Raw genomic sequence first — 17,523 nt, forward strand, 5'->3', positions numbered from 1 at the left:
ATGCTGGGCGTAGCGCTGTCCCTCCTTATCTCTCCCCTATTCGACGGCATAGCGAGGAAGATAAAGGCGAGGGTCCAGTTTAGGGTAGGTCCCCCAATAGTTCAGACGTACTACGACATAGCTAAGCTACTCTCCCTCCAGCCCAGGATTCCAACGAAGAATAAGCTCTTCGTCGTTGCCCCTTACTTGGCCTTAGCTTCTGCCTTAGCTTCAGTCAGCGTCCTACCCTTCGGCAAGTTCTGGGTGAGCTTCAGCTGGGACGTAGTAGCCTTTATCTACGTCCTCGCGATGGTCAGCGTGTTCTTCATGCTTGGGGCGTTCTCAGTTAGGAGCGCCTTCTCTCATATAGGAGCTCATAGGGAGATGATGCTCATCCTCAGTACGGAACCGATACTTGCAGTGGCCCTCGCCATGCTCTCCGCCAGCGCCGGAAGCCTGAAGATGAGCGATATATTGTCATCTCCATTGAGTCCACTCTCGCTTCTAGGAGTGCTCTTCTTGCTGTACTCAGCGTACGTTGAGGGCTCATTCGTCCCGTTTGATGTCGCCGAAGCTGAAACCGAGATAGCTGGAGGAATATTCGTCGAGTACAGCGGAAAGCTTCTTGGGATCTCACTCTATGCCCTCTTAATTAAGAGGTTCGCCTTAACGTGGCTTTTGGCATCGATCTTAACCTACAGGTTCCTCCTTGGTGTGAGCTGGCCGATTGTGCTTCTTGTTCAGTTCGTAGTTTCTGCGGTAATATACTCGGTGTTTGCCCTCATTGAAGCGACGAGTGCTAGGCTTAGGATCGACCAGATAGTCTCGATGAACGTTCGCGTGTTCTTCCTGGCAATCATTGCGTTCATAGTGGGGTGGTTCGCGTGATTGAAGAGTTTGAGACGAAGTTCAAAGATCACATCTTAGAGAAGAAAACGCCGGCAAAGAATCAGATCCTTTACATGGTTAAAAAGGAGGCCCTTCCCGAGATGGTTGAGTACTGGCAGTGGCATCCCCAGGCTAAAGAGGCTCACTACTCCATGGGTGTTGGAACCGATGAGAGGCCAATAAGCGGTGGTTTTGTTTACATGCCCGTGATAAGCGTTGTTAATCATGAGACGGGCGAGGAGTTCTGGATAATGCTCAAGGCTTACCTCGACCCTGAAAACCCTGAATTTCCATCAGTAGCCTCAAAAGTTCCGGCCGCTTTATGGGCCGAGAGGGAGGTTCACGATCTTCTTGGCCTAAAGCCGAAGGGTCATCCCGATTTGAGGAGGCTAATACTCCCCGAAGACTGGCCTGAAGGAGTATATCCCTTGAGAAAGGACATGGATTACTCCTACTCCCCCATGGGAGCTCCGAAGTGCGCCTACAGGGAAGGTCCACCAGATACGAGCTTAGTCCCTATAGGCCCATATCATATGGCCCTCGACGAGCCGGCCCACTTCAGGCTCTTTGTCAGGGGCGAGGAGATAGTGGACGTTGACTATAGGGGCTTCTACTCCCACAGGGGGATAGAGAAAATAGGAGAAGGTAGGCTAACTTACAACCAGATATTCTTCATAGCGGAAAGGATCTGTGGCATCTGCGGCTTCCAGCACTCGGTAAGCTATGCGATGGCGATAGAAAACCTTGCTGGAGTTGAGGTTCCTGAGAGGGCCCAGTACATAAGGGTCATCCTGCTCGAGATCGAGAGGATTCACAGCCACCTCCTGTGGGCTGGTGTTGCTGCGCACTTAGCTGGCTTCGACACGGGCTTCATGTACGCGTGGAGGATAAGGGAGAAGGTAATGTGGCTGGCAGAGAGGCTTACCGGAAACAGGAAGACCTACGGAATGAACATCGTTGGTGGTGTGAGGAGGGACATCCTTGAGTACAGGAAGGCGCTAATACTGGAAACAGTCAAAGAGCTCAGGAAGGATGTCGAGAAGTTCTACGAGATTGTAACGAACACGAGAACTCTCCTTAAGAGAGCGGAAGGAGTTGGCATTCTACCCTACAAGGTGGCAAAGGCCTATTCAGTTCTGGGGCCTACGGCGAGGGCTTCCGGGAGGAATATAGATACGAGAAGGGATCACAACGTTCTCGTTTACAATGAGCTTGACTGGAAGGTTCCCGTTTATAAGGAGGGTGATGTCCTAGCAAGAATCCTCGTTAGGCTTGACGAGGTTTTAGAGAGCATCTGGATAATTGAACAGGCTGTGGATCAGCTTCCAGGAGGAGATATTTTCACGCCCGTGGGCAAGATACCAGAATATGAGGAAGGCCTTGGATACACCGAGGCTCACCGCGGCGAAGTCGTTCACTACGTCATGACGGGAGAGAAGAACAAGGTCTACAGGTGGAAGGTTAGGGCGCCGACGTACAACAACCTACCGGCTGTTCCGGAGATGCTAAAGGGCTACAGTGTCGCAGATGCCCCGCTGATAATAGCCAGCATAGATCCATGCTACTCATGCACGGAGAGGGTTCAGATAGTTGATGCTGAGACGGGCAAGGTTAGGGTTCTCACGGAGAGCGAGTTTAACGAGCTTTCCATAAAGAAGGGGAGGGAAATGAGTTGATATTCTCTTCTTGGAAGAGGAAAGATCTTAGGCAAGGAGTTCCTGTAACGGTAGCTTACCCGTTCACGGACACAGAAAAGCCACCTGAGTACAGGGGAATTCCGCACATAAATCCTGAACTGTGCATAGGTTGCGGTGCTTGCGTTCGAGCTTGTCCTCCCGATGCCCTTAGTATAGAATGGGACTTTGAGAACGGAAAGAAGAGGATAGTCTTCAACGCCGCGAGGTGCATAAGGTGCCATCGTTGCGTTGAGGTCTGTCCAACCGAGGCCATGGAGGAAACTACAAGGTTCGAGATAGCCACAGACAACAAGGAAGACTTGATAGAGGTTGTAGAGCACGACCTATACAGATGTCCTCGCTGTGGAAGGTACGAGGAGTTCACGGAGAGACAGATCTACAAAATGCTTCAGATTTTACCCAAGGAAATATTCGACGAATCATCTCTTCTCGAGAGGGTTCTGCTCTGCAGGGAGTGCAGGATGAGGGAGGAAGTTGAGAGGGTGAGGGGTGGTGGGGATGAGGTATAAGTCTGTATGGGTATTTCACGTGGACAGCGGTAGTTGTAACGGGTGCGATATAGAGATACTCGATGTTTTGACACCTTACTATGACGTCGAGAGGTTTGGAATAAAGCTCGTTGGGAGTCCAAGGCATGCGGATGCCCTATTAGTCTCTGGCCCCCTCACCAGGCAGACGTACTACGCCGTCAAAGCAGTGTATGAGGCAATGCCTCCAAAGCCCAGGATAGTGGTTGCCATAGGAACCTGCGCCTCAAGCGGGGGGATATTCTACAACGGCTACCCGATATACAATCCCACCAAGGATAGAGGAAGGGACAGGCTGAGAACTGGTGGAATTGAAGTTCTCCTGCAGGAATATGGAACGAAGCCAGACTTGTACATCCCTGGATGTCCTCCAAGCCCCGAGGAGATACTCTACGGTCTCTCTCTCCTTCTAGGGATCAAGGAGAAGAAGATGAAAGGGGAAAGATGGACGGCTTCTCCACCCGGAAGGGAAGAGGGAGTTCCCTTCAGGCTCCCCGTCAGACCTGTGAACGAGAGGATATACCTGACATTAAGGGAGGAGCTCAGGAGGGTTATTGGCTACTTCGACAGGAAACTAGTCCTTGAAGAATTTCTAAGGATGGTAGAGGAGGCCGAGAAAAGTGAAAATCCAAGGGAAACTCTGCACTCTCTAATTCAGGGGTTCCTGAAAAAGGAGAGGGATTGTAGGATCAGATTCGCGATGCAGTTCTTAGAAAAAGAGTACTGGAGGATTAGGGATGAGTACGAAAGGAGGCACGTGGGTCTTGTTAAGGTTGAGGTACCTTAGCGACATCTACCTCTCAAAGGTAACCTCCCACTTCGCGGGGGACATGCTTGTCATGGAGGAAATTGGGGAAGTAAGCGAGCCCACTGCAAGGAAGATCCTCGAGATGGGAGAAGTTACTCCTGAAACACTTTCAGCCTTGAACCTTGATGAGTTACCTGATAAAGACAGAAGGGTCATCGAGAGAGCCATATCGGGAGAGTGGAAAGCCTTAAAGGTCGTTAGGAGGGAGAGAAATGATTGAGACTGTTGTAAAATTGATAGTTCCGATATTTTCTCTTGCGATAATTATGTACTTAATAAGAGCCGTTAAAGGGCCCACGATTCCGGATATAGTTCTCGCAATAGACTGCATAGGGTACGATCTAGCGGCGTTCATGGGGATTCTCTCCCTCTACTTCAAGTCTCCCTACCTGATTTCTGGGGCTATCGTCTTAGCTCTCTGGTCCTACCTCCTTGACATCTACGTCTCGAGGTACCTCCTGAGGGAGGTGGGAGGATGATCCTGCTCTACATCGGTGCGGGTCTCATGGTCATTGGTGCCCTCTGCGACCTCTTAGCAGGAATAGGTATGCTAAGGTTCAAGAACTTCTATCTAAGGCTACACGCTGCCACCGTGGGTACGGTGGGCGGTGCGGTTGTCCCGCTAATCGGCGTTGCATTGGCGGCCCTAGGTATGCCTAGCCTACCCGGGAGGTTAGCTATAGCTGGGGCGAGCTTCATAACGGCCTTAATAATCCTGCTAGTTGCACCTGCAGGCAGTACAGCACTAGCCTATGCCGCCCACCGCTCAGGAGTCGAAGGGAACTTTCACTTTGACCATCTAAGGGGTGAGGAGAGATGATACCGCTTCTGGCTTTCTTCTCCCTAGTTGGTCTCATTATGGCGTACCTTGCCGTAACGGAGAGGGATCTCATAAAGGCCGTGGGCTTCTCTGCCCTCCAGGCCATAGCCTATGCCGGAATATTCTACCTCTTGATGGCCCCTGACATAGTTCTAGCCTACGTTGCCATCTCCGTGGGAATATACACGGCCCTCTTGGTGTTCGTGATCATGAAAACTGGGAGGTACGAGGTGAGCTGAAATGAGGAGGCTGATATTTGGAATTATACTCATCGTAATTCCATTCGTCGTTACCTACCTCTATCCCATCTCGGCCCCGAGCTCCATCCACTCCCTTGGTGAGTTCTACCTTAAGGACAGCCTGACTTCAGTTAGGAGCCCGGAGGTCGTTACTTCGATCTTATGGGACTACCGTGGTCTGGACACTATATTTGAGACAGCGGTGTTCTTCTTAGCTATAATGGGGGGCTTGGCAATATTTAGGGAGCTGAAGCTTGAATATCCCTCCTGGGAGGAGTTTCCACTGCCCGTTAAAGTTGTCACCAAGGTTACGGCAGTCTTGATAGTAACCGTCGCAACTTCCCTCGCACTCCACGGACAGCTTACCCCAGGAGGAGGCTTCCAAGGAGGGTCAACGTTAGCAGTTGCTCCGCTCCTAGTTATCGGGGCTGTCTCGCTAGCATCCCTCAGGAAAATTGGGATAACCTTGGAGAGGGCCGTGCTAGTTAGAATCCTCGGCCTCACGGGAATTGTAATCCTCGCACTTATTCCACTTGCCCTCGGAGGCTACGCGGTTCAAAACCAGCCGTACTTTCCGAGCGAGTTCCTGGGGACGCTCCTCGGAGGATCCCTCCTATGGTACAACATATTTGAGTTCTTGGCCGTAGGGGCTGGATTCACGGCGGTGTTCTTGATTCTAGCGGTGGCAGGAGGTGGTAGGAATGATTGACCTCTGGGGAGTGGCGATAGTTTCTCTAGTGCTCACGATGATAGTGGGTATTTATGGCGTTACCGCGAGGAAAGATCTCGTGAAGAAGTTGATCTCCCTAACGATACTTGGAGATTCAGCAAACGCCTTTGTCGTGGCTTTGGGATATAGAATCAACGGCAAGCCACCTATTCTTCCATCTGGAGAATCCGTAGCAACGTTCGCGAAGACCGCGGTAGATCCGTTACCTCAGGCCTTAGTTATAACTGCTGTTGTAATTGGGATGGCGATAAACGTGCTCTTGGCATTCGCGATAATCCAGTTAAGGAGGGTTGAAGCATGAGGGAGTTGCCCGTGTTTCTCTTAGTCCTGGGGACTTACCTAATATTCACAGGCTCTGCAAAACCGTACGATTTAGTTACTGGAGCCCTCGTGGCCCTAGTGGTATCAGTTCTTACATCTAAATACCTGGTTAAGAGGCCGGGAAAGGCCCTGAACCCGTTAAGATGGCTCTGGGCTTTGATTTACTTCCTGTGGTACATGGTTGTTGCCGAGGTTAAGGCTCACATTGACGTGATAGTCAGGATATTCACTGGAAACGTCAAGCCTGCGATAGTCAAGGTTCCCGTTAATTTATCCTCCGACTACTCAAAAATGCTCGTTGCAAACTCCATAACAAACACCCCAGGAACGGTCGTCGTTGACGTTGATGATGAGTACCTCTACGTGAATTGGATATATGCAACTACGGATAGGCCAGAAGAGGCCAGGGAGAGAATTTCCAAGGAATTTGAGAAGTTCGCCTCGAAGATTTTTGAGTGAGGTGGTGGAAATGAATCCGATTCCCTTGGCAGTTTTAACCCCAATAACCTTCGCGTTCACACTGCCCCTCATTGGAAAGCTGTCAAAAAGTGTTGCTAAGGCGTACGCCGTACTTGGAACCTTCCTTACGATGCTCTTCACGTTTGAGGTATTCAAATCATCTGAGGGTGGCCCACTAACGTACACCTTCGGAGGATGGAGGGCTCCAATTGGGATAGTTTATGAAGTAGATACAATGAGCGCGTTCCTTGGCCTCGTAACCTCAACTCTCCTCTTCCTCATAGCCATCTATAGCCTCGAGTACATTAAGAGTGGGGAAGTTTGGTACTTCACTCTCTATCTCGGCCTCGAGGCCGGGCTGATCGGCGTCCTCTATACTGGAGATCTCTTCAACCTCTTCGTAATGCTCGAGGTAACGAGCGTCGCTGCCTATGCCCTCGTAATGTTCAATAGGGATCCTCAATCCCTGAGGGCCGGCTTGAAGTACGCCTTCATAGGGGCCATTGGAACTACCCTCTACTTCATCGCAATGGGCCTCCTCTATAGAACGTACGGGACGCTGAACATGGCTCAGCTGGCTGAGATAGTCCACTCCTCCGACGTAGTCAACGCTTCCCTCGCCATCCTCCTTCTAGCCACTTGGGCCTTTCTGATAAAGGCGGCAATATTCCCCAACCACTTCTGGCTTCCAGACGCGCACCCAGCGGCCCCAAGTCCAATTTCAGCGGTTCTCTCTGGTTTAGTTGTCAACGTGGGAATTTACTCAATAGCGAGACTCTACTTCACGCTGTACTCAGGCCTTCCCGAGGTTAAGTCCTTGGGAATCCTGCTAATTATCCTGGGGGCAATTTCGGCATTCCTAGGTGCGATCATGATGAACGTCCACTCAGACATTAAGAGGATCATAGCGTACTCGACGATAATGCACATGGGTTACTTGTCAATGGCCCTCGGGATTGGGAGTAGCTTAGCCTTGGCATCCGCAGTATTCCACACCTTCAACCATGCCGTTGCGAAATCCCTGCTATTCCTCTCCGCTGGAATAATGATCCAAATCGGCGGGTCTAGAGACCTCAGAGATTTGGCGGGAGTTGGGAGGGCAAATCCGCTTGCAATGTTTTCCTTCGCAGTTGCAGCCCTGAGTTTGGCTGGAATACCTCCATTGAACGTGTTCTCAAGTAAAGTCATGCTGTTCACGGCCTTCCTAGATTGGAATCCAGCACTTGCAGGGGTTCTCGTTGTGACGTCGATAATGAGCCTGGTAGCTTACGTCAAGATGATGAGGGTGCTGTGGCTTGGATGCGGAAAGAAGGAGAGCGTAGGGATGCCGGTAATGACTGGTGTGGTCGTGGCTATTTCAATAGCGGTCATAGTCCTGGGACTAGTCGGCCCGTGGATATTCAAGGGCATAGCACTCCCAGCCGTTGCCCAGGGATGGGAGAGCTACGTCGCGGGAGGGCTGGGAGGATGAAAGAGGAGATAGTTAAGAGGATACTCGAGGTATATGGAGACAACGTCCTCTCAATAGTTTTTTATGGGGGCCACTTAAAGGGGCTAATCGATGAGATAGATGTCCTGGTGATACTAAGGGAGCATGAAGATCCCGTAAAGGTAAACAGGCTTGCAGAGTTTATAACCAAGGTGAAGGATCCAGTGGAGCGCGAGCTTGGCATAAAGCTTGCCTTTGAGCTCTACACGCTGGAGGAGATGGAGAACTTTCACGCTTCCCTCTTAGATATTTTGAAGTGCCATGAGGTTGCCTACGATCCCGAAGGGTACTTCAGGAGACTTGCCGAGGAGGTAAGGGATCCCTATAAAAACCTGAAAAGGATGAAGTACCTAACAACTATAGAGGTCGTTAGGGGATGATAGGGGCAGTGCTAGCCGGAGGAAGGGCTAGGAGATTTGGTGAGGATAAGCTACTCTTCAAGATCAACGGGAAGCCCTTGATCCTCTACGCTATAGAGAGGTTAGAGGAGAGTAGACTGATCGATGAAATTGTGATCGTTGCATCTAAGTTCAACGCCGAGAAGCTCAGAACCCTTGGATACAGCGTCGTGGTTGATGAGCTAATGGTGGGCCCAATAAGTGGTATTTTCACCGCACTGTCGTTGGGAGATGCCTTCGTTGTGGGCGGGGACATGCCTTCTTTAATTCCAGAATTCATTGATTACATAATTGAACAATTCAATAATTCTGGAAAAATTGCGTGCGTTCCCAGGTGGAGCAACGGCTACCTTGAACCTCTCCATTCAGCCTACGCCCAGGAATTCCGGGATATCCTGGGGAAGAGGATAAATGAGGGTAGGTACAAGCTGTACGATGCGATAACTTCCTCAAATGTATGTTACATCAACATAGAGGTCCTGCCCCAGGAATGGCGTATCAGCTTCTTTAACGTTAACAGGAAGGAGGACTTAAAGAATCTCAAAAAATAGGGAGAGCAATTTTTCTAATGCCTCTTTAACCTCTGGACTCATTTTTCCGAACATCTCTAAGTTCTTTGGCTGACAACCAATCAGAATTGCCTTGGCATTTATGTGCTCCTTTATGAACTTCATCAAAATTTTTAGGGGCATCCCATGGGTGGAGATAGTATCGCCAAGCGTTCCCTCGGGATCAGCGATAATCAATTCCCCGGGCTTTCCATTAAAGTGTACCGCATCAACGAATATTATCAAATCAGGATTGAACTCAATTATCTTTCCCAGGAAGCTCTCGGGAACCGGGCCGCAGTTGAGGATTAGAATGTTTTTACCTTTTACCTTTTTCCTGAGCCTTTCTACAAATGCAACTCCAAAGGCATCATCACTCCTTACATCATTCCCAATTCCACAAATAACTATTCTCGTTGAAGTTTCTATTAGGTGTTTTAACTCATCCATGTAGGAGCATTTTGTTTAAACTTTAATAAGCTTTGTTAGTGCACTGGTCTTTGAAGCTGAGAGAAGTTAGCTCAAATTGGCACTTAAAGGCAAAAATCTGAAATAGTCCTAAAACAGGAAAGTTATTAAGCCCCAAAGCATACTAACATAGGTGATTCCATGCTGGCTGAAAAACCTTTCTTGTTAAGTAGGGACAGGCCCCTTTCAAAGAGGGAGATAGCCCAAGCCTTGCGCTGGGCAATAGAGGCTGAGCTTGATGCCATAAGCTTCTACGAGCAACTTGCTGAGCTGATAGAGGATGAGAAGGTGAAGCGCGTTTTTTATGATGTAGCAAATGAAGAGAAGGAGCACGTTGGAGAGTTTCTCGCCCTACTGCTGGAAATTGATCCTGAGCTTGCAGAGTACATAAAGAAAGGATTTAGGGAAGTAGAGGAAGAGACCGGGATAAAAGCTAAGCTTTAGACATTTTATTATCCCTTTTCTCTAACTAGAACAGCATCTTGGCCATCTGAGCATGTGGAACTCCCTGAATTCTGAGAACCCTGGTCTCATCTATATAGCCGAGCTCAATTGCTTTGCTAACAACCCTTTCGCCAGTTAGGTTGGCTATTGTGGCTTCCTCTAACAACTTACCTAGCTCTTCAACGTCCATAAGTTCCCCTTTGTAGAACCTCTCCTTCACTTCAAGCTTGAGTTCACCCTCTCTAAATGTTTTACCCAGCAATTCTTCATCACATGCTGCTACCAAAATTTCACCTTGAACTCTATACACCTTAACGTACATTTTCCCTGACATCGACAATCCCTTCCAAGATTATATTATAACTTTAGTCCTTCTTGACGGCATAGCACAAACTAAGTCTTAGATACTTTAACTTAGACTTAAAATTAAGGAATACGAGCTTAAAGATGTTTTGTATGCAAGATGGTTGTTAGTTTGTGGAGAAGAAAAACAGGGAAAACATTCTACATCAGAGATAAGGGCTAAGTACTCTCATTATTTTATTGTAACAAGTGGTAGAAATCTTCTCCTAGAGCGAGGAAGGATCGTTATCGATGAATTCCACAGACTCGGTGAGCCCTTCTTCTCAGCTCTCCAAGGACTGCCTGGAGGGAGGAAACTTATTCTAATAGCTTCAACAAGATACTATTTCAGGGAGGTTGTAGGAAGTAACAGTCCACTGCTCGGGTTGTTCTATCTAAGGGAGTTAGGTTTGGTTGATCCAAGGGATGCCATTAATTTCGTTAGTGAGTTAGGGTATTAGTGGAAAAACTATGATAGAGCTTGCCGTTCTTGTCCAAGAGCCTTGGTTGGCTCCAGCCCTTGAAAGCTTGGGGAAGAGAGTTTTTTCAACCTCTAGGACAACCTTGAAGGGCAATGTTCCCAGTTTAATTGGCGAAATATTCACAGAGGAGGGTAGGGAGTTAACAATGAGATATTCCGCGATACTTGAGGCCGTTGCGGATGGAAAGTCAACTTCAGGAGAAATAACTAATAAACTCTACTCAAGGGGGACTCATAGAAAAGGAAACCAGTAGTGCAGTTGCTCCTTCTTAAAGCACTTGTAAACATGGGATTCTTGAGCGGATACAACTCTTTGGAAAGAGGAAAAGGATATTCAGGTACAGACATCTATCTCCAGTGGTAGATTTTGCACATTACCTGAATGCTAAATATGGGTTCTTTGAAACAGAACTTCCAGATGAAGCGGTGAAAAGATACTTAGGGAGAGAATATCGCACTACGTTGAGAGGTTCTTTGAAAGACTGCTGGCAAAGTACTACTCCCTTCAGTCAGTGAGGATTGAAATGCCTGATTTAGAGATAGGCATTGCTCTAGTAAAAAATAAGTGGAAGGAGAAAGTTAAAGAGAAGGATGTCAGAAAGGCTGAAGAGAAATTTAAAAGCATCAGTGCTAAAAAGAAGCTTCTTATAGTTCCAAATAAGGGAGTATTGCCGAGAGTTCCAGAAAATGTGGAAGTTCTTGACTGTAGGGATGCGCTAAAGCTTGCTAGAACATAAAAGGGAGAAGTTAAACATTCAAGGGAAGCTTCACGTAGTCGAGAATGCTTCCATAACTCTTCTTTATCTCCACATGCTCGACAAGTTCCCTAAATTCTCCACCGGCAAGTCCGTCGCCGATTATTGCACTCCCCTGGGCTGCCTCCTTTGCTTTTCCTTCTAATCCCTTGAGTTTAACCACTGGAAAGCCAAACTTGTCCTCGAAGAGGTCTTTAACATCTTTCCTAAGCTCTTCGATGCGCATAAGCCTGCCAGAAAGGATTATTTCCCTTGCATCACCTACAACTGCAAGCTCACTAGCAACTGCCTTAAGAAACCCGTCTTTCATTGCTTCCCATGCTTTTGCGAAAGGCTCTTCGTCCAAACGCTTTGCAAACTCTTCTGGCGGTAAAATTTTCCCAGTGGCTATTATGGAAGCCCCTCCCCAGAATAAGTGTTTCTTTTTGACACTCTTCATTAGATAAGCAACTTCACCATCTAACGCTCCACTGTTGACATAAGCGGGCCCAGGAAATATTGTTCCCCCAATTCCATCCACTATCTTCCCGTTCTTAACGGCTCCGGCATAGTTGTACCCGAACCCAACCTCCAACAGAACGAAGGACACTTCACTGTACTCTATTCCCAGTCTTTTTGCTTGATCATAGATGCCAAGAACCGTGATTGCCATTTTATCTGCTGTCCCCATGTCAATCTTGTTGTACTTCCTCCACTCAGGAACCGTGGGAAGGTGAATAGTGCCGGGAATGAACCACACGTTCATGTTCTTTTCTGCCATCTCATTAATCATTTTTTGAAGTCCAATGAGGACAGGTATTTCTTTCATCTCATCTTCTCTAACAAGCGTCATTTCAAAGCGGTCTCTCTCAGTGAGGTCTTTTATGTGCTTAAGGGGAACGCCATATCCGGAGGGTCCAATGATAATGTCCGCGTTGAAATCTTCTATCGCCTTGACTATTCTACTTGGTTCTTCTGCAACAACCTCACTTGGGAAGCTGAGGTCAAGCTTTACTCTTCCGTCTTCAAGCCCAACAACATCAAAGCTTTTCGTTCCTGGGTCAACACCTACACTCCTCATTTCTTCTCCCAAGAAAAGAAAGGGAATAAACTATTTAAAATACTAACCGAGACTTGAACATTAATTTCAAACTTCAGCTTCATTGGAAATAAGCCTTTTCCCTTTAAAAGCCACTTTGCAAGAGGTACGAACCCAATCCGCCCGCTCATGCCATAGAGCGAGACTTCCTCAACGCCCTCTTCCTCAAGCGTTTCTCCGAGACGACGCCTACATTTAATCCTCTCACGTATGCAGTGGATGGAGCAAGGCACTTCGTTGTTGGGCCTAGTGTGGCAAAGTTTTCACTTGCTGTTAACCTCGGCGTGCTCAGTGTTTTAGCATTCATACTCGTCGGGATTGCAATGGTGGGCTTTGAGAAAGCTACAATAGGTTAGATCGTTATTATTTTTTCTTTTGTATTTGGGGGCAATTCAAAATTTCATGTCCTTGGAACTGGCCCTTGTATTAAGGAGGTGAGCCTGATGATTAATCCTCTCCAGAGAAAGCAAGGAATTCCTTCCCTACAACCTTTATCCTGTAGAGAAACCATTCATCGTTGAGTGCCTTTCTTAGGGCTTTCATAGTTATCTCTCTCCTTCTCAGATCCTCTATGGCCTTTTGAACGCTGATAGGCCTAAACTTCAGCTTTTCTCCGGGCCTCGTTTGTGCGACCTTTGGAATGTCAGCCCTTATGACGGTGGCGATCTTAGCGTAGCCTCCAGTCGTCTGCCTATCGGCGAGCATTATTATCGGCTTTCCGTTCGCCGGCACCTGAACCGCACCGAGAGGAATCGGCTCAGTGACTATCCCAGCCCCCCTCTCAGAGTGCTCAATTCTGGGTCCTTCAAGTCTGTACCCCATCCTGTCCGATTCTGGGGTAACCTCATATTCAGATGAAAGAAAAGTTCTGATTCCCTGGGCTGTGAAGTGCTCTATATTTGGTCCCAAAACCACCCTAACGGTTTTGTCACCCCATAGATTGGGAATGAATTCCCTCGGTATGGACTTACCGGCTTTGCCTGTTAGTATTGCATATCCCAAGGAAAGCCTGTCCCCAGGTTTCAGTGGCCTTCCGAATTTTGCCCTTACGTACGTTGAACAGCTACCCAAGATCCTGGGGCACTCTATCCCTCCCGCAAAGGCTATGTATCCATACATCCCCTTCCTGAGCCTAACCTTTAGCACATCACCACTCTTCGCCCAGTAGCTCTTCCATGGCTCGAGGGGATAATCATTGAGGATGACTTCGGCCTCTCCAGTTACCGCAAACACCGAGGAAGAGTGGAACTTCAGGATAAGCCCACCGACCGTGAACTCTATTACTGGGTAATTGTCGGGATTGCCGACGAGATAATTCGCTAGCCTCGCGGATACTTCATCCATGACACCGCTCACTGGAACTCCAAACTTCTGGTAGCCAACTCTCCCAAGATCTTGGATCATCACAGGACTTGGGGTTGCAACTATCTCAATCATTTCCCCACTCCTCCCTATAGATTTCCCAGAACTCCTTCTCGTCTATGGGAACGAACTTGACGTAGTCCCCAGGGAGGACTATGCTTGGCGGAACTCTCTCGGGGTTGAATGTCCTCAAGGGTGTCCTTCCAATTATCCTCCATCCTCCCGGGCTCTCTATTGCATACCATCCGGTCTGCTTTCCTGCTATCCCAACGCTTCCGGCGGGAACCTTGGTTCTGGGCTTCTCGAGCCTTGGGGTAGCTATCCTCTCGTCCATGCCCCCCAAGTACGCGAACCCAGGGAGGAAGCCCAGGAAGTAGACCCTGTAAAGTGGCTTGGAGTGAATCTCAATGACATCATCAACCGTGAGGCCGTTATGCTCTGCCACGAACTCTATATCGGGCCCGAAGTCTCCTCCATAAGCCACTGGAATCTCAATCTTCCTGCCCTTTACATCCTCCACGTTGAACTTTAAACCGGAAACGTACGAGATAACTTCTTCGTGCGTTATCAGGGTTGGGTCGTAGTAGATTGCGAGGGAGGAATAAGCTGGAACAACTTCAACGAGCCACCCCGGTTTATCCTTTTCTATCGCCTGAGCGATTGCATGAATCCTCTTATTGATCTCTTCATCTATCACCTCCCCAAAGGAAATTAGAACGCCAGAGTCACCGAGTAACCTTATGGTTAACATTACAATATCACCTGTAGGGTGGTTTTATCACGCGCAGACCTTCAACCTTTGAGAAGTGCCTAATATTTCCCGTAACTACCGATAAGCCATGCACAATAGCAGTTGCTGCAATAATGGCATCACCAAGCCCTATATTGTAATCTCGCCTAATTTCGCCACCGAGGATTCCTATTTCTTCGTCAATGGGGAGTATCTGAAAGTGCTTCCTCAAAAATCTGAGGAGCTTTTCCTTTTTCACGGGATCTCTAGTCTCTTTTCCAGATAACAGTTCCGAAAGTGTTATAACTGAAATAAAAAGTCCTTCATCAGCTATTTCTAACAAAAATTCCTTAGCCTCTTTCATACCTCTTAGGACGTGGATTAGTACATCCGTATCAATTAGATACATCTCTCTCCCACTCCTTTCGAAGTTCCTCCAGGTTTATTTCTTCTTTAAAAAGTCCAAAGACATCTTCAAGATCCTTGGCGAATTCGTCAATAATTATGACCTTAACAGTTCTCTTATCCGGGATGTTGAGCTTTTTTTCAAGTTTTAGGACCCCTTTCTCATAAATTGCTTTGAGTGTGATCATATTAGACCCCTCCAATGATATCTCTAAGGGGAACTATTTTTACACCTTCCTCTTCGAGCTTTTTCCTTATGTACGCTGTTATCTCCACGGCCTTTGGAGTATCTCCGTGAACGCATATCGTGTCAACCTTTAGCTCGACCCACTCCCCGTTTATTGCCTTAACTCCTCCATCCCTGACCATCGAAATTACCCTCTCCGCTATTTCCTCCTTGTCGTGGATCACTGCTCCAGGTCGACCTCTTGGAACAAGGGTTCCGTCAGGATTGTAGGCTCTGTCGGCAAAGACCTCATGTGCAACCTTAAGACCCATCTCCTCCGCTATCTCTGCAACCCTTGAATTTGATAGTGTGACTAGAATGAGATTTTTATCAAAGTCGAGGATTCCCTCGATAACTGCTCTCGCTAGGTCTTCCTCCTTAACCATGGCATTGTACAAAGCCCCGTGAGGCTTTACATGCTGAAGTTCAAGCCCCTCGGCCTTAACGAATGCATATAATGCACCTATCTGATACAAGATGTAGTTTCTAGCCTCTTCAGGGGTCAGCTTCATGTACCTCCTGCCGAAGCCCATTAGATCGGGGTACCCTGGGTGGGCACCTACCTCAACTCCGTTCTCCTTTGCCAACCTTACAGTCTTCCTCATGACTAGTGGATCTCCAGCATGCCATCCGCAGGCAACGTTTGCTGATGTTATGTACTTCATTACTTCCTCATCTAGGCCAAGCTTGTACCTTCCAAAGCTTTCTCCAAGGTCGGAGTTTAGATCTACTTTCATGGGAATCCCCAAGGAAAGTTAAGGCAAGGAGTTCTTAACGTTAAATTACATAATTAAACAATTAAGGAATTAAATAAGAAGCCACTTCCATAGGGGAACGACCCTAATGTTGCCTTCGAGAGTTTCATCCTGATCCCAGGTTATTATCAAGAGGTTGTTACATTTGAGTTCCTTCGACGCCCTAAGAAGGGCATCAACTTCCCTCCTATAATTCTCATCATTCAGTTCATATGTTACCTGAATAAGTTGAATGACCTTGTTGCCTTCTTTAATAACAAAATCAACTTCACCTTCCCTATCCTTCCAGTAGTATACTTCCCTGTTTGAGAAGGAATAACTAATTCTTCTTAAGATCTCCACAAAAACTATGTTCTCTAAAAGCCTGCCCATGTTCCTAGTAGGCCTAAATGCAACGGAGTTTATAATTCCGCTATCAATGGCATAAACTTTCCTAGGAGATAATATTTGACTTTTCAGCTTGGGAGAGAACCTTTTTAGTTGGAAAATCAGATAAGCGTCCTCTAAGTAGCCAACGAAGTTTCTAATCGTGTGAACATCCTTCAGCCCAATCACATTCTTTAACTTACTATAGGTGATTTCCCTTGAAAAGTTGGAAAGTAAATAGAGGGCAAGTTCCTTAATAGCTTGAACTTCCCTTATATTATGTCTCATGATAACGTCCCGTTCAACTATATCCCTGTATATAGTCTGCAGGTAAACCCGACCAAACTTTAGTGCTTCAGGAAAACCTCCAATTTTTATGTATTCTTCTAAAAGCCGCTTTATTTTCGCGATGCTTTTTGTTGAATACACCCAGTTTTTTTCCAGCTCAACTCCCTTGAATTTCAAAAACTCCCTAAAGCTGAAGGGATACAGCGTGAAGCCTACATATCTCCCAGTTAGGGAAGTTGAAAGCTCGCCTGAAAGTAAAGAGGAGCTACTTCCAGTAACTATGATCTTCTTTGTGGTTCTTATCCTTGAAAGAAATCTCTCCCAACCTTTTACGCTCTGGATCTCGTCGAAAACAAAATACTCAACATCCCCATACAGCTCATAGAATGCCTGCATCAGCTTTTCATAATCATTAGGAGAAAAGGAAAGTAATCTTTCATCAAAGAAGTTTATGTAAGCAAATTTCTTATCCCTCATAAGTAGCCACGTAAGAACAGATTTTCCCGATCTCCTCACCCCGAGAATTGCAAGTATATTTGGATAAGAGAGGAAGCTCAACAAAGCCTCCTTGTCGATCTCCCTTTCAATGATATTCTCCCTCTCCATAAACTCTTCAATTTCTTCCCTCTGGGTAATGACTATCCTCTTCAATGACTCAACATCAAACATGTGATTATTAACCACATATTTCACTAAAAACTTTGTGGTTACTATTCACATAGTTCATGCCATCAAGATATTAACCCAAGCCTTTAACTTTTCGAGAAGAGTTGGTGCGGGGGCGGGGATTTGAACCCCGGAACCCCTACGGGACGGGACCCTCAATCCCGCGCCTTTGACCAGGCTCGGCAACCCCCGCTCCGTCCCGTCAATACTCCTTAAAATGGATCTTATAAACTTTTCGCACTTTAACGAAAGCA

Annotated in this window: 27 protein-coding genes and 1 tRNA gene; 18 read left to right on the forward strand and 10 right to left on the reverse strand. The window is 47.3% G+C overall.

Features of this window, described 5'->3' with window-relative positions:
* From P8X24_RS08995 to mobA, 14 genes are read left to right on the forward strand one after another with little or no spacing between them, the layout of a single operon-like run.
* Nucleotides 1-867: a respiratory chain complex I subunit 1 family protein gene (locus tag P8X24_RS08995; RefSeq protein ID WP_372915502.1), complete on the forward strand. Its 867-nt coding sequence runs from the start codon at nt 1-3 to the stop codon at nt 865-867.
* Nucleotides 864-2,543 carry a hydrogenase large subunit gene (locus tag P8X24_RS09000; protein ID WP_372915504.1) on the forward strand — a complete coding sequence of 560 codons (1,680 nt, stop codon included), beginning with the start codon at nt 864-866 and terminating at the stop codon, nt 2,541-2,543. Before P8X24_RS08995 ends, P8X24_RS09000 begins: the two co-directional genes overlap by 4 nt.
* The gene (locus P8X24_RS09005; protein ID WP_372915506.1) at nt 2,540-3,073 is read left to right on the forward strand and encodes a 4Fe-4S binding protein; all 534 of its coding nucleotides are present in this window, start codon (nt 2,540-2,542) and stop codon (nt 3,071-3,073) included. Before P8X24_RS09000 ends, P8X24_RS09005 begins: the two co-directional genes overlap by 4 nt.
* Complete coding sequence (locus tag P8X24_RS09010) at nt 3,063-3,878, forward strand: NADH-quinone oxidoreductase subunit B family protein (RefSeq protein ID WP_372915507.1); 816 nt, start codon at nt 3,063-3,065, stop codon at nt 3,876-3,878. The genes P8X24_RS09005 and P8X24_RS09010 overlap by 11 nt, the downstream gene beginning before the upstream one ends.
* The gene (locus P8X24_RS09015) at nt 3,865-4,119 is read left to right on the forward strand and encodes a hypothetical protein (protein WP_372915509.1); all 255 of its coding nucleotides are present in this window, start codon (nt 3,865-3,867) and stop codon (nt 4,117-4,119) included. The genes P8X24_RS09010 and P8X24_RS09015 overlap by 14 nt, the downstream gene beginning before the upstream one ends.
* A complete protein-coding gene (locus P8X24_RS09020) occupies nt 4,112-4,378 on the forward strand; it encodes a monovalent cation/H+ antiporter complex subunit F (protein ID WP_372915511.1) in 267 nt (88 codons plus the stop codon). Before P8X24_RS09015 ends, P8X24_RS09020 begins: the two co-directional genes overlap by 8 nt.
* Entirely contained in the window at nt 4,375-4,719 is a 345-nt protein-coding gene (gene mnhG, locus P8X24_RS09025; RefSeq protein ID WP_372915513.1) for a monovalent cation/H(+) antiporter subunit G, read from the forward strand. The genes P8X24_RS09020 and mnhG overlap by 4 nt, the downstream gene beginning before the upstream one ends.
* Nucleotides 4,716-4,958, forward strand: a complete 243-nt coding sequence (locus tag P8X24_RS09030; RefSeq protein ID WP_068321906.1) for a hydrogenase subunit MbhD domain-containing protein — start codon at nt 4,716-4,718, stop codon at nt 4,956-4,958. Before mnhG ends, P8X24_RS09030 begins: the two co-directional genes overlap by 4 nt.
* Before the next feature lies 1 nt (nt 4,959).
* Nucleotides 4,960-5,667: an MnhB domain-containing protein gene (locus tag P8X24_RS09035; RefSeq protein WP_372915515.1), complete on the forward strand. Its 708-nt coding sequence runs from the start codon at nt 4,960-4,962 to the stop codon at nt 5,665-5,667.
* A complete protein-coding gene (locus P8X24_RS09040; protein ID WP_068321900.1) occupies nt 5,660-5,989 on the forward strand; it encodes a sodium:proton antiporter in 330 nt (109 codons plus the stop codon). The genes P8X24_RS09035 and P8X24_RS09040 overlap by 8 nt, the downstream gene beginning before the upstream one ends.
* Nucleotides 5,986-6,468: a Na+/H+ antiporter subunit E gene (locus tag P8X24_RS09045; protein ID WP_372915517.1), complete on the forward strand. Its 483-nt coding sequence runs from the start codon at nt 5,986-5,988 to the stop codon at nt 6,466-6,468. Before P8X24_RS09040 ends, P8X24_RS09045 begins: the two co-directional genes overlap by 4 nt.
* A 10-nt stretch (nt 6,469-6,478) precedes the next feature.
* Nucleotides 6,479-7,939 (forward strand): proton-conducting transporter transmembrane domain-containing protein, encoded by a 1,461-nt coding sequence (locus P8X24_RS09050; RefSeq protein WP_372915519.1) that lies wholly within the window; start codon nt 6,479-6,481, stop codon nt 7,937-7,939.
* Nucleotides 7,936-8,337, forward strand: coding sequence for a nucleotidyltransferase (locus P8X24_RS09055; protein ID WP_068321889.1), 402 nt, complete (start codon nt 7,936-7,938; stop codon nt 8,335-8,337). The genes P8X24_RS09050 and P8X24_RS09055 overlap by 4 nt, the downstream gene beginning before the upstream one ends.
* Nucleotides 8,334-8,906, forward strand: coding sequence for a molybdenum cofactor guanylyltransferase MobA (gene mobA / locus P8X24_RS09060; protein ID WP_372915521.1), 573 nt, complete (start codon nt 8,334-8,336; stop codon nt 8,904-8,906). The genes P8X24_RS09055 and mobA overlap by 4 nt, the downstream gene beginning before the upstream one ends.
* Here the strand turns inward: mobA and P8X24_RS09065 are convergent.
* A complete protein-coding gene (locus P8X24_RS09065; protein ID WP_372915522.1) occupies nt 8,886-9,353 on the reverse strand; it encodes a hydrogenase 3 maturation endopeptidase HyCI in 468 nt (155 codons plus the stop codon). The genes mobA and P8X24_RS09065 overlap by 21 nt on opposite strands.
* A gap of 159 nt (nt 9,354-9,512) precedes the next feature.
* Between P8X24_RS09065 and P8X24_RS09070 the strand changes: the two genes are divergently transcribed.
* Nucleotides 9,513-9,815 carry a ferritin family protein gene (locus P8X24_RS09070; protein ID WP_372915524.1) on the forward strand — a complete coding sequence of 101 codons (303 nt, stop codon included), beginning with the start codon at nt 9,513-9,515 and terminating at the stop codon, nt 9,813-9,815.
* A gap of 25 nt (nt 9,816-9,840) precedes the next feature.
* Here the strand turns inward: P8X24_RS09070 and P8X24_RS09075 are convergent, their stop codons facing one another.
* On the reverse strand, nt 9,841-10,149 hold the full coding sequence (locus P8X24_RS09075) for a DUF424 domain-containing protein (RefSeq protein WP_372915526.1): 309 nt from the start codon (nt 10,147-10,149) through the stop codon (nt 9,841-9,843).
* 118 nt (nt 10,150-10,267) lie between these two features.
* On the opposite strand from P8X24_RS09075, the gene P8X24_RS09080 reads away from it, so the two are divergent.
* The 3 genes from P8X24_RS09080 to P8X24_RS09090 all read left to right on the forward strand — a co-directional run bounded on the left by P8X24_RS09080 (nt 10,268) and on the right by P8X24_RS09090 (nt 11,375).
* Nucleotides 10,268-10,618 carry a hypothetical protein gene (locus P8X24_RS09080; protein WP_372915527.1) on the forward strand — a complete coding sequence of 117 codons (351 nt, stop codon included), beginning with the start codon at nt 10,268-10,270 and terminating at the stop codon, nt 10,616-10,618.
* 10 nt (nt 10,619-10,628) lie between these two features.
* A complete protein-coding gene (locus tag P8X24_RS09085; protein WP_372915529.1) occupies nt 10,629-10,892 on the forward strand; it encodes a hypothetical protein in 264 nt (87 codons plus the stop codon).
* Between the two features lie 258 nt (nt 10,893-11,150).
* Nucleotides 11,151-11,375 carry a hypothetical protein gene (locus P8X24_RS09090; protein WP_372915530.1) on the forward strand — a complete coding sequence of 75 codons (225 nt, stop codon included), beginning with the start codon at nt 11,151-11,153 and terminating at the stop codon, nt 11,373-11,375.
* 10 nt (nt 11,376-11,385) lie between these two features.
* On the opposite strand, the gene P8X24_RS09095 is transcribed toward P8X24_RS09090, so the two are convergent.
* The 8 genes from P8X24_RS09095 to P8X24_RS09130 form a co-directional block, all read right to left on the reverse strand.
* Nucleotides 11,386-12,453, reverse strand: a complete 1,068-nt coding sequence (locus P8X24_RS09095; protein WP_372915532.1) for a DUF1464 family protein — start codon at nt 12,451-12,453, stop codon at nt 11,386-11,388.
* Between the two features lie 465 nt (nt 12,454-12,918).
* Nucleotides 12,919-13,908, reverse strand: a complete 990-nt coding sequence (locus tag P8X24_RS09100; protein ID WP_372915534.1) for a biotin-dependent carboxyltransferase family protein — start codon at nt 13,906-13,908, stop codon at nt 12,919-12,921.
* A complete protein-coding gene (gene pxpB, locus P8X24_RS09105) occupies nt 13,901-14,584 on the reverse strand; it encodes a 5-oxoprolinase subunit PxpB (protein WP_372915536.1) in 684 nt (227 codons plus the stop codon). The genes P8X24_RS09100 and pxpB overlap by 8 nt, the downstream gene beginning before the upstream one ends.
* Before the next feature lie 7 nt (nt 14,585-14,591).
* The gene (locus P8X24_RS09110) at nt 14,592-14,972 is read right to left on the reverse strand and encodes a type II toxin-antitoxin system VapC family toxin (protein WP_372915538.1); all 381 of its coding nucleotides are present in this window, start codon (nt 14,970-14,972) and stop codon (nt 14,592-14,594) included.
* Complete coding sequence (locus P8X24_RS09115; RefSeq protein ID WP_372816710.1) at nt 14,959-15,156, reverse strand: antitoxin AF2212-like protein; 198 nt, start codon at nt 15,154-15,156, stop codon at nt 14,959-14,961. Before P8X24_RS09115 ends, P8X24_RS09110 begins: the two co-directional genes overlap by 14 nt.
* Before the next feature lies 1 nt (nt 15,157).
* Nucleotides 15,158-15,931: a LamB/YcsF family protein gene (locus P8X24_RS09120; RefSeq protein WP_372915540.1), complete on the reverse strand. Its 774-nt coding sequence runs from the start codon at nt 15,929-15,931 to the stop codon at nt 15,158-15,160.
* Between the two features lie 69 nt (nt 15,932-16,000).
* On the reverse strand, nt 16,001-17,272 hold the full coding sequence (locus tag P8X24_RS09125) for an ATP-binding protein (protein ID WP_372915542.1): 1,272 nt from the start codon (nt 17,270-17,272) through the stop codon (nt 16,001-16,003).
* A 102-nt stretch (nt 17,273-17,374) separates the two neighbouring features.
* Nucleotides 17,375-17,462: transfer RNA gene (locus tag P8X24_RS09130), tRNA-Leu, on the reverse strand.
* Nucleotides 17,463-17,523 lie beyond the last annotated feature (61 nt).

Origin of the sequence: Pyrococcus kukulkanii (assembly GCF_041647995.1) — an archaeon.
Taxonomy (GTDB): Archaea; Methanobacteriota_B; Thermococci; order Thermococcales; family Thermococcaceae; genus Pyrococcus.

What these genes read in the sequence shown, in the direction of transcription:
- P8X24_RS09125 (WP_372915542.1), bottom strand. Translation starts at nt 17,272, where the DNA reads ATGTTTGATGTTGAGTCATTGAAGAGGATAGTCATTACCCAGAGGGAA.
- P8X24_RS08995 (WP_372915502.1), top strand. Translation starts at nt 1, where the DNA reads ATGCTGGGCGTAGCGCTGTCCCTCCTTATCTCTCCCCTATTCGACGGC.
- mnhG (WP_372915513.1), top strand. Translation starts at nt 4,375, where the DNA reads ATGATCCTGCTCTACATCGGTGCGGGTCTCATGGTCATTGGTGCCCTC.
- P8X24_RS09085 (WP_372915529.1), top strand. Translation starts at nt 10,629, where the DNA reads ATGATAGAGCTTGCCGTTCTTGTCCAAGAGCCTTGGTTGGCTCCAGCC.
- P8X24_RS09045 (WP_372915517.1), top strand. Translation starts at nt 5,986, where the DNA reads ATGAGGGAGTTGCCCGTGTTTCTCTTAGTCCTGGGGACTTACCTAATA.
- P8X24_RS09110 (WP_372915538.1), bottom strand. Translation starts at nt 14,972, where the DNA reads ATGTATCTAATTGATACGGATGTACTAATCCACGTCCTAAGAGGTATG.
- P8X24_RS09055 (WP_068321889.1), top strand. Translation starts at nt 7,936, where the DNA reads ATGAAAGAGGAGATAGTTAAGAGGATACTCGAGGTATATGGAGACAAC.
- P8X24_RS09065 (WP_372915522.1), bottom strand. Translation starts at nt 9,353, where the DNA reads ATGGATGAGTTAAAACACCTAATAGAAACTTCAACGAGAATAGTTATT.
- P8X24_RS09100 (WP_372915534.1), bottom strand. Translation starts at nt 13,908, where the DNA reads ATGATTGAGATAGTTGCAACCCCAAGTCCTGTGATGATCCAAGATCTT.
- P8X24_RS09050 (WP_372915519.1), top strand. Translation starts at nt 6,479, where the DNA reads ATGAATCCGATTCCCTTGGCAGTTTTAACCCCAATAACCTTCGCGTTC.
- P8X24_RS09115 (WP_372816710.1), bottom strand. Translation starts at nt 15,156, where the DNA reads ATGATCACACTCAAAGCAATTTATGAGAAAGGGGTCCTAAAACTTGAA.
- pxpB (WP_372915536.1), bottom strand. Translation starts at nt 14,584, where the DNA reads ATGTTAACCATAAGGTTACTCGGTGACTCTGGCGTTCTAATTTCCTTT.
- P8X24_RS09030 (WP_068321906.1), top strand. Translation starts at nt 4,716, where the DNA reads ATGATACCGCTTCTGGCTTTCTTCTCCCTAGTTGGTCTCATTATGGCG.
- P8X24_RS09075 (WP_372915526.1), bottom strand. Translation starts at nt 10,149, where the DNA reads ATGTCAGGGAAAATGTACGTTAAGGTGTATAGAGTTCAAGGTGAAATT.
- P8X24_RS09035 (WP_372915515.1), top strand. Translation starts at nt 4,960, where the DNA reads ATGAGGAGGCTGATATTTGGAATTATACTCATCGTAATTCCATTCGTC.
- P8X24_RS09120 (WP_372915540.1), bottom strand. Translation starts at nt 15,931, where the DNA reads ATGAAAGTAGATCTAAACTCCGACCTTGGAGAAAGCTTTGGAAGGTAC.
- P8X24_RS09040 (WP_068321900.1), top strand. Translation starts at nt 5,660, where the DNA reads ATGATTGACCTCTGGGGAGTGGCGATAGTTTCTCTAGTGCTCACGATG.
- P8X24_RS09020 (WP_372915511.1), top strand. Translation starts at nt 4,112, where the DNA reads ATGATTGAGACTGTTGTAAAATTGATAGTTCCGATATTTTCTCTTGCG.
- mobA (WP_372915521.1), top strand. Translation starts at nt 8,334, where the DNA reads ATGATAGGGGCAGTGCTAGCCGGAGGAAGGGCTAGGAGATTTGGTGAG.
- P8X24_RS09070 (WP_372915524.1), top strand. Translation starts at nt 9,513, where the DNA reads ATGCTGGCTGAAAAACCTTTCTTGTTAAGTAGGGACAGGCCCCTTTCA.
- P8X24_RS09010 (WP_372915507.1), top strand. Translation starts at nt 3,063, where the DNA reads ATGAGGTATAAGTCTGTATGGGTATTTCACGTGGACAGCGGTAGTTGT.
- P8X24_RS09095 (WP_372915532.1), bottom strand. Translation starts at nt 12,453, where the DNA reads ATGAGGAGTGTAGGTGTTGACCCAGGAACGAAAAGCTTTGATGTTGTT.